This window comes from Paucilactobacillus oligofermentans DSM 15707 = LMG 22743, assembly GCF_001434315.1.
Lineage (GTDB): Bacteria > Bacillota > Bacilli > Lactobacillales > Lactobacillaceae > Paucilactobacillus > Paucilactobacillus oligofermentans.
Genome location: NZ_AZFE01000031.1, coordinates 70241 through 84489 on the forward strand (window position 1 = coordinate 70241; position 14249 = coordinate 84489).

A 14249-nucleotide genomic window follows, 5' to 3' on the forward strand; every position below is an offset into this window, starting at 1 on the left:
AACTAACCCCTGTCTGTTTAATAATTATATAGAAGTTGTTTTAAATTTAAAAATAATAAGGCTGGTACCAATCAAATGGGCCAGCCTTGTTATCTAACCAATCATTGCTTGCTGTAGACAAACGCTATTTCAATGGTTAATAGTTTATTATAATTAATTAAAAATGAGTCAATCGAACTGATTCAACCTGTTTATCTTCTGCATTTCCTTTACGACCAGGTTTCATAACTTTTTCACCAGTAGTAATAGCTCCAACCGGACAAACTAAGTTACATAAGTGACAACCAACACATTTGCTAGTATCAACACTTGGACGACGAGTTTTAGGATCCCATGTGATGGCTTGATGGGCACCATCAAAACATGATACATAACAACGACCACAACCGATACATTTATCCCAATCAATTTTTGGATATACTTTATAATCACGATCTAAATCTTCTGCAGGAACAATATTCTTATTAGCAGAACCAATTAATTCAGAAAGGTGATCAACTCCTTGATCTTCCATGTAATGCATCAAGCCATTTTTCATATCTTCAACAATTCGGTATCCATACTGCATAACCGAAGTTGTAACTTGTAATGTTGTTGCCCCTAAAAGAATAAATTCAGCGGCATCTTGCCAAGTTTCAATACCACCAATCCCTGAAATTGGTAGTTGTTCTAAACCGGCAGCTACACGTAATTGTTGAATAAAGCGAAGTGCAATTGGCTTAACCGCTTTTCCTGAAAAACCAGATATTGATGATTTTCCATTCACAATTGGTAAGGCAACCCGTTTATCTAAATCAATATTTGAAATTGATTTAACTGTATTAATTGTAGCAATACCTTCAGCTCCACCAGCTAAACTTGCTTTAGCTGCAGGAATCATATCCGTAATATTAGGAGTCATTTTAGCCATCATTGGTAAATCAGAGCCACGTTTAACCGCTGCACAATACTTCTTAACCAATTCTGGATTTGTTCCAACATCTGATCCCATTTCATGTGAAGTCATTTGTGGACATGAAAGATTCATTTCAATCATGTCTGCCTTTGCTTCTGTAACTAATTGAGCTAGTTCTTCCCAATCTTGCTCATTAGTCCCCATAATTGAAGCAATCACAATTTTATTCGGATAATTTTCTTTTAATTGTTTTAAATCATGTAAATTCTCCTCAAGAGAATGTTCCGCAATTTGTTCCATGTTTTTAAAACCAACAAAAGGTGTCCCCTCTTTTGTGAGTTCATCAAACCGTGGTGAAACTTCGTCAACAACAAAGTGTTTAGGGCCAATAGTCTTAAAGACTACCCCGCCCCAGCCTTCATCAAAGGCTTTAGCACACATTTCATAACAGTTATCTACAGGAGATGATGATAACAAGAATGGATTTTCAAAATGAACTCCTAAAAAATCTACGGATAAATCTTTTTTAATCATTATTTTGTACCCCCATCAATTCACTATCAATCAAATCAGCAACTTCTTTACCTTTACGAACTGCCCAAACAACAGTTTGATCACCTTGAGCAATATCACCAGTAACGAATACTTTTGGATCATCGGTTTTATAACCAGCATATGGCACAACACCGTGTTCGATATTAATTCCAAGGTTATCAGCATTGACTTGTTGCCCAATGGCTAAAATAACTTTTTCTGCCTTAATAGTTAATTTGCTATCCATATTACGTGCTTTAAATGTCACCGCATTACCTTCAATTGAATCTGGAACATATCCGTCAACGATGGTTACTCCGACACGTTGAGTACCCTCTAATTCCTTCTTAGAAGCACGGAATTCATCAAATTGTTCATAGGTTACATCAGTCACATGTTCAACATTCAAACGTTTAAGGGTGGTTGCAACATCCATAGCTACATCCCCACCACCAATTACGATAGCACTAGTTGGTAAATCTTTAATATTACCATTGGCTTCTTTTACACGTGCTAAGAAATCAACTGCTGATTCAACGTACTGATTGCCTTCAAACATTGGTAATACTTTGGCTTCACTTGCACCAACTGCAACTATGACAGCATCATTATTAGCTTTAAGTTCATCCATCATCATGTCTTTACCAATAGTTACGTTATAGTGGATCTTAGCACCTAGATTAATAATTCGTTTAATTTCATAATCTACAATGTCTGCAGGCAAACGATATTCTGGAATTCCATAAGTTAAATATCCACCAGCTTTTTCACTTTTTTCATAAATATCAACGGCATAACCACGTTCAAGCATCGTTGTGGCTGTTTGTAAACCAGCAGGTCCACTCCCAACAATCGCGATACTCTTACCATTAGCTTCACCTTTTTTCAAAATATCCATTTCAGATTGTTGTTCAAAATCCGTCACGAATCGTTGAATACCACCGATATCAATTGGCTTATCAATTCCAGTCCGTGAACAAGCTAATTCACAATATTTTTCAGTTGGACAAACACGAGCACAAATCGCACCCATTGCATTATTTTCACGAACCGTTTCGGCGGCTCCTTTGAGATTACGGAAGCGAACACTTCGAATAAATTTACCTGGATCAGTGTGTGCTGGGCACATCTGCGAACATGGCGCGTCATGACATAAAAGACAGCGTGCAGCTTCTTCCATTACGGTTGTCATGGTATAGCCAGGGGCTTCTGTTTCATAATTTTTAGTCATACTGATTACTCCTTGCCTTATCCTTTATTTGTAAAGTCTTAATGTGATTATATTTCATAATTTATTTACACTTCTTTACAAGTTAAAGATTATCAGCAAGTTTCAAAGTAAACAAAAAATTACTAAAAAATTACTACTTTTAAGCCCTCCATATTTAACTTTATATATTTTTATATGTAACCGTTTATTGCCAACTATCCTGATAGCATCCACATTCTAGCTGTTAAATCATCAATTACTAAAAAATTAAAAATTTTAATTATTTTTTCTATATCATTTTGGAATAAATTATCAAGAATAATTTTAATAAAAAAACACCTGAAATTAATCAGGTGCCCAATTTCTATTTATTTAGCTCCGGAAACATTTTTAATAGATAATCACGAGCCCCATTAGGGAACTCAATTCGTGGATTATTATCAAACCATTCATGTCGATTATCGTAAGTTAATTTAATTCCATTAAATAATTTAACCCGAATTCCTAACAAAATGGCGGCTTTAATTAACTCTTGCGCCACAACTGAATATTCATCAGAAATCACTTGGATTGGTAATTCTAACGCATGTAACTTTTGATAGCGATCATTAGCAATTTTTAGTCCAAATGATTCTAATGAATCATCCTCAATTCGATTTAATAATTGCCCACTAATGGTTAACGCTGGATTATTAACTCGTTTACGTGCAATTTCAATCGCAAAGTTGTACTTCTTAGGTGCATCATATTCTGCTACAAAATCACTTAACTTATCTAATAATTTTGTTGCTTCATCCATTAGCCATGCTGGTTGTTCTTTAGGATTTTGTAAGGCTACTTCATCATTCTTATCAGCAGCTTGTATGAGCTCTTGTGACAGATTTTCAGGTACATCTGCAACTAAACAGTATCCCATAAACAATTCTAAGAAATCTAAAGTATCATCGCTAACCCCGGCGCGAGAAAATGGATCTAAATCAAATGCTCTAAATTCTAAGTAAGTAACGCCTTCTTCTAGCATTTCATCCAAATCATTAGGTAATGAACCCTTCAGTCTAACTGGACCATAGAATTCCTGTAACGAACAAAATGTCCCATCGGCAAGCGATTGCTTTAATTGATCAATTTGTTCATTCAAAGAATTATAGGTAATGGTTTCATTTTCGCGATTAGCATAACCAAGACTACTACATCGAATACTTCTGACTGGTAATTCTAAGTCTGCTGGTAAATGACTTAACTTATTTTCAGTAATTGGGGAGGCTCCATAAAGATACGTAAACAACCAACGATATCTTACAAAACTTTGTGATAATTTGAAATAAATATGATTGCGTAATTCAGCAACTGATTTGAAATCATCACCATTATCAGCCTGATACAATTGATAAATCAACGTATCATTGATACTGAAGTTAATATGCGAGCCGACAATAATTTCGGACTCTGCTCCATATTTTTGTTCCATATAATCACGATATTCGCGATACCATTCCCGATGGAAATCTTGATGAATAAACTCTTCATCATCTTCTTCTAACTGAGGTGGCATGCTTAAAGGCCAAATTCGTTCATCATCATGTAATTCCGCATTAACAATTTGTTGTAACATTTTCAAATTTTTAACTGCTTCACGACTACCTTTGGTTGGTTCGGTAATTAATTCCAACATACTATCCGTAAAATTAGATTGTAGATACGGATGATTTATTCGTGAGCCAAATTTTTCAGGATATGGATAACGACTAATACGACCATCCGCCATTACTCGGTGCTCTTCTTGCTCTAAGCCAAAAAAGCCTTCAAATAACTTACTAGTTAATCCCAACTCTTTAATTTTTAAACCAAAATTTTCAGTCATCTTATTCACCTTGTTATTTTATTAAGTCCATAATTACTTATATATTATCGAAATGATCATCATAATCTAGACGCTTTCATCACTACATTCTATCACTCTCAGTGATGATTATACTAGTTAAAAATTTAAAGTAAAAAACTGATTCAGCAAATTGCCAAATCAGTTTTCATTCAATTGCTTTTCCACTGGTTCTTGTTAAAATTGCCGTTAAAACACCATCATTTGCTCTCTCGTATTTTGCTAAAATACCATTAGCTATCACTTCTGAATGTTGCTTATCTTCATTCGGACCCTCAGCAAAACCAAATTGGAATCCTGCAAAAGTTTGTTGATACTCAACGGAATGTGATTTAGTTGTCGTAATCGTAATTTTTTCGACTAACTGACTACTAACTACAATCGTTAATTTAATCAATTCATCATCAAAAATTGTCGTTACTCCATTTTCAATTTGCCTAGGCAAACGATACTGCAGTAAGCGAATGTTTTGATTATATACTTGTTGAATCGCATCATAGCTTCCGATGTCCATCACTATCACTCCTTAATTAGCAGCCAACTCTCGTCCATTTTTGAATCATGTCTGAAACGTTTGCCGTGTTCATCAATCGTTGCATGCCATTCTTTGACAGTTTGATAATTTAGATTATCAGTGTAATGTTGAAATTCGTTTCGCATCTCCATGTAACTATCAAACGTTCCCAAATCTAAGCGACCAAATAGTCGTAAAGCATATGTATCAGCAACAAAGACTTTCCGTTCAAAGATATAAAGTAACATTACATCAGCAGTTTCATTGCCTACACCTTTAATCGTTAAAATATCTTTTCTTAACTCGTCGGTAGGAATATCGATAAAATTATCAATCTGATTACCATGATCAAATATCCAATTCATAATGTTCTTAATGTATCCCGATTTTTGTTTATAGAACCCAGCTGGTTGGATTGCAATTTGTAAATCTTCCAATGACATTGCTCTTAAATCATCAACTGATAATTTACCCGTTAAATTTTTAAGTGCCTTGTCTACATTTAAAGACGTGGTTCTTTGAATTAAAATCATTGAAACTAAAACATAAATTTTATTCTTTTGTTCCCACCAATGTTGTGGGCCATAGTGCGCATTTAAATTGTTTAGTGCCGTTAATCTTTTATCATCTATCATATTTTCTACCTTAATCAATTTAGTGTCATGTTATCATATCAACTAATTTGTGGCCAATGATACGAAAAAAGCTGATACAAACTTAATGTTTATATCAACTTTTTATCCAATTTTAAATTAATCTTGCTTTTCTACCACGGTTGATTAGTTGGTCCTACCGTAAATTCACTAATATTAGTATCTTCCGGTTGATCAATTGCAAATGCTACCACACTAGCAATTCGTTCAGCACTAATTTGATACGTATCATACAGCTCTTGCATCCCAGCTGCAGCCCCTTGATCTGAAATAGTATTCAATAGTTCGGTCTTGATTGCAGCTGGGTAAATCGTGGCCGTCCGAATGTTCATGCTATCAGCGGCTGATTCCATTCGTAATACTTCCATCAACTCACGAACTGCCCATTTAGTCGCTCCGTAAACACCACCATTGGGATATGCTTTCAAACCAGCAACCGAACTCGTCGTAATCACATGACCTGATTTTTGCTGCCTAAATGTGGGTAAAACAGCTGCGATTCCATTAGTCACACCCTTAATATTAACATCAATCATTTGATTCCACTCATCCATTTTTAACGCTGATAAAGGTGAACTTGGCATCAATCCAGCATTCAAGAATATCACATCAACTTTACCAAATTTATCTTTAGCCAATTGAACTAAAGCTTCGATATCCTTGGGATTAACAACATTGGTTACACGATAGGCTGCTTCGCCACCCGCTGTTGTAATTAAATTAGCTAATTTCTTCAGCTTATCTTCTCGACGGGCACCTAAAACAACTTTGGCACCTTTTGCTGCTAATAATTTAGCGGCTGCGGCGCCAATTCCACTTGAAGCACCAGTAATCACGACAACTTTATCTTTAATCATCTTAATTTCCTCTTTTCATCTAACTTACAATTCTCATTTTATAAGCAACGATTCGAATTGTGAAATACTTAAATTCATTTAATCTATGCCCTACAAGCATAATCAACTATGGATAAATATATTCATGATATTTTCCTAAAATAATCCCTAAAAAAGTCATATTCGAAGATTAATATAAAAAGATAAATTTATTAATCTCGATTAAATAGAGGTTTAGGAGGAACTATCATGGCATCAACTACGAAAAAAAAGAAATATTTATATGAAGTCGACCTCATGCGCGTTATTTTCATTTTTGGCGTGCTCGCTAATCATGCGACCTCAGTTATTATTTCTCAAATGGTTAAAGGCTCTGGTCCCTGGTATGCACTACTATCTACCCACCTGTTATTACACTTCACTCGAATGGGTTTTATGTTCATTACCGGCCTGGTCTTATTTTTAAATTACTACAAAAAGCCTAGTATTAACTACTGGTCATTTTGGTTAAAACGATATAAAGGATCTGGTATTCCATACCTCTTCTGGAATGCATTTTTATTATTAATTACTGCGATTGCTACTTCATCATTAGGTACATTTGGTTCTCAATGGCTTGGTGCTATTTTACATGGCGATCATTTTTATATGTACTATATCTTAGTAGTTTTCCAATTATATTTAATTTTTCCATTATTGATTATGCTATTTAAGAAGACCATCACATTACGAAATCATTTAATCGTACTCAGCATTAGCTTTTTAATTCAATTAGCTTTCTTATTTTTCACTAAATATACCTATCCATACATTAGTCATGCGGGTTGGCCTTATATGTTTGTCCACTATGGCAATTTTGTATTATCATATCAATTTTATTTTATTGCTGGTGCCTTCGTTTCCGCTCATTACGAAACGACCATTTCTTTCTTAAAAAAATACCAACGGATTATTTTTTCAATCACTGGCTTATTAGCTCTCGGAACATTTGGTCTGTTTTATTACAACTGGCATATTTTAAAGCTTAGTGAACATCTAACCGAATTAGTCCACCAACCATACTTGCTCTTTTATGCTAGTTTTATGGTAATTTCCGTCTTCTTGATTAGTCTCAAATACGCCGAACGACGCAGTCAGGCAAACTGGCAACCGTTTGCTAAATTTGTCGCGATGTCATCAAAAATTTCATTTGGGATTTATTTATCTCAATCACTATCTTTAATGATTCTTACTGCAATTCTCTCACTATTTACTTTGCCTAATTGGACTTTAATTCTTATTCTACCTTTTGCTTATATTTTCGCTTTAGGAGGCGCCTGGTTAACATCTTATTTCTGTATGCAAATTCCACCATTTGGGATTCTAGTTGGCCGACCAAATCATCAAAAATTAAAGTTACACAGGAAAATCATCAGTTCAAACAATAATTTTGATTCTACAAAAATTCAAGAATAAATTAACAAAAGGAGTCCCAATGCATAAGTTAGTTAAACGTCTTTTCAGCACTATCTTTTTAGTTTTCATTATTGCCTCCGCAGTTTGGGGATACACCTTAACTAGGGAAGATAGCTCAAGTTCACTTGAAACCATCACTATCGGATACCAAGCTGGTGATCCAATCGATATTGCCAAAACACGAGGACAATTTATTAAAAAAATGAAAAAAGCTGGTTATAAAGTAGTTTTTAAGCAATTTCAAAATGGTTCAGCTGAAATGGAAGCTTTGGCATCTGGTAACATTGACTACGCTCGAACTGGTGATACGCCACCAGTCACAGCTCTAGCTAGCGGTAGTAGTATTACTTTTGTAGCTGCTGGTTCTTCAAAAGCTAAAGGAAGCGGGATTGTTGCTACTAAAAGTTCCGGCATCAAATCAATTAGTGACTTAAAGGGTAAAAAAATTGCTTATACTTCAAATACCAGTTCACAATATATGATTATGCAAGTTCTCAAAAAAGCCGGTTTATCAACATCCGATGTCACCTTGGTTGATATGAGCCAATCAGATGCTTCAGTTGCATTCGCCAAAGGAAAAATTGACGCTTGGACCAACTGGGACCCTTATACATCTTCAGCTGAACTAACTTATAGTGGCGCTATGATTGTTACCGGTACTACTGTTGGTGCATCAAACCGTGACTACATTATTTCTGGTAGTTATGCTAAAAATCACCCAGCCGCAAGCAAAGCTCTCATTAAATATCTTGGGCAGGATATGACCTGGGCCAACACTCATAAAACCAAATTAGTAAAAATGATGACTAAATCTTTGAAACTACCCAAAAAAGTTGTCGAGCGAATGGTTAATCGCCGCTCTTATAGCCTAAAAGCAGTATCGACAAAAGCTACTAGTGAAGAACAAGCAATTTCAGATTCATTTTACACTGATGGCATCACTAAAAAGAAAGTTAAGATTTCAAAATACGTACTTAATCTTAAATAAACAGGAGAAAATATATGCAAACTCTTGAAGAGAATCCCCATAATATTAAAATAAATCTAGCTAAAATATTAACTAATCTTCTACACTATCTATTACCTTGGACAATTCCAACTCTGATTATTATCAGCTGGCAACTTGCCTCTATAAACGGATTAATTGAATCAACCATTCTGCCTAGCCCTTGGCAGGTAGTTCAAACAACCATTACTAGTTTACAATCTGGCGTTCTCGAACAAAATATGGCAATCAGCTTATATCGTGCTCTTAGTGGCTTTGTAATTGGTGGTAGTATCGGATTCTTACTAGCACTTTGTACTAGTCTTTCACAAACCCTTAACTTATTACTTGATTCCTCAGTTCAAATGTTACGAAACATTCCACATCTAGCCTTAATTCCTCTTGTAATTCTTTGGTTTGGCGTTGGTGAATCATCAAAAATTTCACTCGTTACAATCGGTGTCTTATTCCCAATTTATATTAATACGTATCACGGTATCCGATCCGTTGACAGCAATTTGATTGAAATGGGGCACTCCTACCAATTGAATTCATGGCAATTATTTTGGCACATTATTATTCCTGGAGCATTACCCACTATTCTCATGGGCGTTCGTTATGCACTAGGTGTAATGTGGACAACCTTAATTGTTTCAGAAACGTTAGCTTCTAGCGCTGGCATTGGATACATGTCAACCAACGCTCAAAGTTTTATGGATATGTCGACAATATTAATGTGTATTATGATCTATGCCCTTCTTGGAAAATTATCTGATTTAATGGCGAAATCACTAGAAACCTCACTGCTTAATTGGCAAATAAAAGGGGGCATGATTAATGGCTGATACAATTCTTTCAATTGAAAATTTATCCAAAAAATATCAAGGAAAAGTAGCTTTAAATAGCACGAATCTAAAAATTAAGAATGGTGAATTTGTTGCGCTCGTTGGTCAAAGTGGTGGTGGTAAAAGTACATTATTACGTTTAATTGCTGGGCTTGAACCAATGACATCTGGTACCATTAGTCAAAACAATCAATTAATCCATGGTATTAATTCCAATACTCGTGTAATGTTCCAAGATGATCGCCTGCTGCCTTGGAAAACTGTCCGTGAAAATATAACCTTTAAAAAGCCTAAAAACTCAGAAACAGCTGAAGTGGTTAATCAATTATTAGAAAGAGTTGAACTTCAAGGTTTTGCCGATGCCTATCCGGCTTCGTTATCAGGTGGTCAACGTCAACGTGTGGCATTAGCAAGAGCACTTTTTGTTAATCCAGAAATTTTGTTGTTAGACGAGCCATTAGGTGCTCTAGATGCCTTAACCCGTTCTAAAATGCAGAAACTGATTCTTGACCTCTGGCAAGAACGAAAAATGACTGTCATTCTTGTAACTCATGACGTTCACGAGGCTACTAAAATGGCTAATCGAATTTACGTTGTTAAAAATAATAAAATTGAGGCTACATTTGAAAATCCACTTGCTTATCCACGGACTGATGCAACTTGTACAAATTTAAGTACAACCATTTTAAACAAAATCATCGATCAAGATTGAATAACATAGTAATTTAAAATAGCTTCCAATCATAATTGATTGAAAGCTATTTTTAATTATTTAACTATACTCTGGCGTTTAGGACTTTCCCAAGTTCCTGATCCTTTACCTAAAACAGTCTTTACAGCCGGAATAAAGGTAGCAATAATCGTTAATGGATTAACCATCCAATAACCTAACATGTAAAGTGGTGCAAATGGAAAATACTTCAACTTAGCTCCACTGTGATCTAGTATTAATGCCGTTAATAACTGTAATGATCCTGCAAATAATTCAAACGTTACCAAAATAAATGATAGATAAACGGTTAATATTGCTTGATCATAATCACCTTGTATCAAGAACCAGATAATGGCCGCCCAAAAGAGAACTGTTGAAATAACAAAGAAAAATGCCCATACAACTGACAGAGTTGCATCGATAAACATCGACATTTGATAGCGTCGTTTAATTGGATGTAACAAGAAGCTATGGATATTTGCTAACCAGACTTCCGTTCCACCTTGTGCCCAACGTTTACGTTGCTTAAACAAATCACCGAGTGTTTCTGGAACATTCATATGGAAAATGATATTTGGTGCAAACCGCGGAACACTACCACTAACTTGATGATCCCATGCAATACTAATATCTTCTGTTGCACGATCTTGACGAAAGCCACCAACCCCTATCAAGAAATCTTTTTGATATAAAGTGTTAGCACCACTATATGCATACATTGAATCGTTAATAGCGGTTTGACTTCGCTTAATTACTCCAACAATACTAGAAAATTCAACTGTTTGTGATTTCCCTAATAATGACGAGCGATTTTGTACATCCATATTAGCTGTTACAGCAGCAGTATTAAGATCTTGATCATGAATAAAGAAATTCATGTATTTCATTAATGCATCTGGTTCTGGAATCGTATCTGCATCGTTACTTAGGATATACTCACCACGTGCGAAATGAATTCCAATATTAAACGCATGTGCCTTACCTTTATTTTTAACAATTTCGACCGTTCTTAGACGATGATATTTATACTGTAATTTCTGAATAATATTCGCTGTTTCATCAGTTGAACCATCATTCATAACTAACACTTCAAAATTCGTATAATTCAAGTTATCAAATAAATAAGTGATAGTTTCACTCAACATAATTTCTTCATTGTGAGCTGGAATCATAATTGTTACAAATGGTTGTTGAGATGGATCAAGGTTCGTCCAGTTATCATCGCGCTTATTCGTTTTAATATATTTATATGATAGTGCACCCCAAAACCAAAAGAAAGCTCCACCAATCGGATATAAACACAACACTAATAAGGCAATCCTTACTATTTGGCTCAGTAGGCCATTCCCAAATATTTGCTCAATCATCTTGTTGATCCCCCTGCTTAAAAAGCTTAAGAAACTCGTTATCATCTAAATTTTGATCCGGTTCTACTCGATAATAACTATACTTTTTACAGTCAGCACCAAACTGGTCGTTCATTAATTTACGAATTAATTTTCGCCGACGAATTTGTTCATTTGGATCATAGGTTGGCCACTTATCAACCACACGATTACGTTTATGATTTTGCAAAATTGCCATGGTAATTGCATAAAATCCAGCCACTAAAAAAGTACAAAATAAAATAGTACCAAAAAAATGAATTTCATATATTCCGACTTTAGATTTCCAAAATCGAAAAACTTCATGATGATAAAAACCGGTAAATGACAAAATTGTAATCGTAATTGGAACAATTGCTACAATCCAACTGATCAAAACCACAATTCCTTCTCGCGTCTTGAGTCCCATATGGCCTTTATCAAAAAAATCATCAGTATATAATTGTGAATTATTTTTTTTCATATTAGGCTACGGACTCCTTATTAGTTTGCAAAGACGTTACCATCATTAAATTTGAATCTTCAAAATTTAATTGCTTAATAAAATGTCGATTTTTTTGATCATCCTTGCCAATTAAAATTAATCTAGTCTGATGATTAGACCTATTTAATTCACGAACAATTTGATCAACATTAGTTTGGAACCAGTGACTATGTTGCACTGTTGACAATGAACATTTCATTATATCAGTCAGAGGTATTAACGTTTTAATTGCTTTCACTTTTTTTGGTGTTAACTTAGTAATATTAGATGATAAAGTGACCCCAAGTATTCGTGCCTTATACAACTTTTGTTTCAAACGCCATACTTGCATTTTATTAATTTTACCTTGTGGCGTATATTCAATAATTAATTCACGTGTTCCAATTTTATTAATAGCATCACGAACAAAATACATAAATTCAGAACTCATAATTTGGTGATAATTAAGATTAATGATAAATGCTCTTTGCGATTCAATTGATTGACCAGATAATTCTTGCAGCAACAACATAATTTGATGTAATGATATTGATTCATCATCACTATTTTCCCACTGACCATTTTCATTTTTTCGCTGTAGGATACATTCAGAACCGACATTTTGTTGATACCAATCTGTTCGTGTTTGAATGACATACCGTAAATTTACCGGTCTTGCTAATACTCTTCGTTGAAACCCAACAAAAACAATTGCAAACACAATAAAAATAACTAACAGCACCAAGCTGCCTATTACAAATTCTTTTTCCCCATACGTGAGCATTACTTTCTCCTTATATACATTCTAAAAATCGTCACAATATTATCTTTTATTTTACCGCTACTTGTTTATAATTGCACAAAAAAAGTATATGGCATACACTCTTGAATAGCTACCACACACTTAATCATCATATTATTTTATCATTCAATAAAGATACCTGAATATTTCGTAACGTGGGGATATTAATTAAGCGGATATCTTGTCAACCTCTTTAACAATCATGTCTTAAAGCTATCTATTAACTAACCTTAATATTAAACAACATACTTTCATTGTTATTTAATTAACCATATCCAATTAAAATATTTTCCAAAAAATGAATCAATTAAAATGAAAATCTTTATCACAATATAAAAACGGTTAATAAAACACACCACGTTAAATTAGATTAATATTATTCAAACCATTATTAACGAGAATCATTAGCTATGAGCTAAATATTTATGTAGTATTAAAATAAATATAATAATAAATCAGTTACATATGCTTATCAAAATGAATAATCACCAGATACTCAACTACATGACCAAAAATAATCAATAATAGTGCGACCGATGCAACGCGATCAAGTCTAACCATAACCAACGAATTACTAAATAACAAAACCACCTGTATCAAAGCTACCAATATTAATATATATTCAAAATATCTTTTCGTGGCATTTCCAGCCATTAACTTAATCTGCAGCCAACGCTCATCATCTTGATATTCATTTTGTAGTTTTTGTACCGTAACTTTTGCATAAATCGCAAGTGAAACCACTACCACTAACATAATTAACATACTAATTTTGTATACCATTACTCTTCCTCCTCATAAAAAACTTCTTCAATTTGAGAATTAAACACTTTAGCAATTTTAAAAGCTAATTCTAATGACGGTAAATATTTATATTTTTCAATTGAAATTACCGCTTGCCTAGAAATATTCAACTGACTTGCTAAATCAGCCTGGGTCCAGTTGTTACCAACACGAAATACTTTAACTTTGTTCTTTATCAATGTAACACCTACTTTACTAAATGTAATCACTTGTTTACATCTGAAGTATAACTCTCAAATTTCAAAATGTAAACAAGTGATTACAAAAAAACACCTAA

General features: G+C 34.2%; 15 protein-coding genes. 4 read left to right on the forward strand and 11 right to left on the reverse strand.

Translation table 11 applies throughout. The features are described 5' to 3' along the window. Positions 1-157 precede the first annotated feature (157 nt). From preA to FC70_RS03990, 6 genes are all read right to left on the reverse strand, one after another. Positions 158-1429 (reverse strand): NAD-dependent dihydropyrimidine dehydrogenase subunit PreA, encoded by a 1272-nt coding sequence (gene preA / locus FC70_RS03965; RefSeq protein WP_057889713.1) that lies wholly within the window; start codon positions 1427-1429, stop codon positions 158-160. Continuing rightward, positions 1422-2660, reverse strand: coding sequence for an FAD-dependent oxidoreductase (locus tag FC70_RS03970; RefSeq protein WP_057889714.1), 1239 nt, complete (start codon positions 2658-2660; stop codon positions 1422-1424). The genes preA and FC70_RS03970 overlap by 8 nt, the downstream gene beginning before the upstream one ends. 343 nt (positions 2661-3003) lie before the next feature. Beyond that, entirely contained in the window at positions 3004-4500 is a 1497-nt protein-coding gene (locus FC70_RS03975; protein WP_057889715.1) for a hypothetical protein, read from the reverse strand. A 166-nt stretch (positions 4501-4666) separates the two neighbouring features. After that, positions 4667-5032 carry a hypothetical protein gene (locus tag FC70_RS03980; RefSeq protein WP_057889716.1) on the reverse strand — a complete coding sequence of 122 codons (366 nt, stop codon included), beginning with the start codon at positions 5030-5032 and terminating at the stop codon, positions 4667-4669. 5 nt (positions 5033-5037) lie between these two features. Next, the gene (locus FC70_RS03985) at positions 5038-5667 is read right to left on the reverse strand and encodes an endonuclease III domain-containing protein (protein WP_057889717.1); all 630 of its coding nucleotides are present in this window, start codon (positions 5665-5667) and stop codon (positions 5038-5040) included. Positions 5668-5798: 131 nt separating this feature from the next. Next, positions 5799-6542: an SDR family oxidoreductase gene (locus FC70_RS03990; protein ID WP_057889718.1), complete on the reverse strand. Its 744-nt coding sequence runs from the start codon at positions 6540-6542 to the stop codon at positions 5799-5801. 228 nt (positions 6543-6770) lie between these two features. Here FC70_RS03990 and FC70_RS03995 point away from each other — a divergent pair, with 228 nt between their 5' ends. From FC70_RS03995 to FC70_RS04010, 4 genes are read left to right on the forward strand one after another with little or no spacing between them, the layout of a single operon-like run. Continuing rightward, positions 6771-7976, forward strand: coding sequence for an acyltransferase (locus FC70_RS03995; RefSeq protein ID WP_057889719.1), 1206 nt, complete (start codon positions 6771-6773; stop codon positions 7974-7976). Positions 7977-7995: 19 nt separating this feature from the next. Next, on the forward strand, positions 7996-8964 hold the full coding sequence (locus tag FC70_RS04000; protein ID WP_057889720.1) for an aliphatic sulfonate ABC transporter substrate-binding protein: 969 nt from the start codon (positions 7996-7998) through the stop codon (positions 8962-8964). A 14-nt stretch (positions 8965-8978) separates the two neighbouring features. Then, the gene (locus FC70_RS04005; protein ID WP_083478634.1) at positions 8979-9806 is read left to right on the forward strand and encodes an ABC transporter permease subunit; all 828 of its coding nucleotides are present in this window, start codon (positions 8979-8981) and stop codon (positions 9804-9806) included. After that, complete coding sequence (locus FC70_RS04010; protein WP_057889721.1) at positions 9799-10518, forward strand: ABC transporter ATP-binding protein; 720 nt, start codon at positions 9799-9801, stop codon at positions 10516-10518. Before FC70_RS04005 ends, FC70_RS04010 begins: the two co-directional genes overlap by 8 nt. Positions 10519-10574: 56 nt before the next feature. On the opposite strand, the gene FC70_RS04015 is transcribed toward FC70_RS04010, so the two are convergent. The 5 genes from FC70_RS04015 to FC70_RS04035 form a co-directional block, all read right to left on the reverse strand. Then, entirely contained in the window at positions 10575-11885 is a 1311-nt protein-coding gene (locus FC70_RS04015) for a glycosyltransferase family 2 protein (protein WP_057889722.1), read from the reverse strand. After that, on the reverse strand, positions 11878-12366 hold the full coding sequence (locus FC70_RS04020; protein WP_057889723.1) for a cytochrome b/b6 domain-containing protein: 489 nt from the start codon (positions 12364-12366) through the stop codon (positions 11878-11880). The genes FC70_RS04015 and FC70_RS04020 overlap by 8 nt, the downstream gene beginning before the upstream one ends. Before the next feature lies 1 nt (position 12367). Next, positions 12368-13150, reverse strand: coding sequence for a hypothetical protein (locus tag FC70_RS04025; protein WP_057889724.1), 783 nt, complete (start codon positions 13148-13150; stop codon positions 12368-12370). Between the two features lie 477 nt (positions 13151-13627). Then, on the reverse strand, positions 13628-13951 hold the full coding sequence (locus FC70_RS04030; protein WP_057889725.1) for a hypothetical protein: 324 nt from the start codon (positions 13949-13951) through the stop codon (positions 13628-13630). Continuing rightward, positions 13951-14148: a helix-turn-helix transcriptional regulator gene (locus tag FC70_RS04035; RefSeq protein WP_420835990.1), complete on the reverse strand. Its 198-nt coding sequence runs from the start codon at positions 14146-14148 to the stop codon at positions 13951-13953. The genes FC70_RS04030 and FC70_RS04035 overlap by 1 nt, the downstream gene beginning before the upstream one ends. Between the last annotated feature and the right edge of the window lie 101 nt (positions 14149-14249).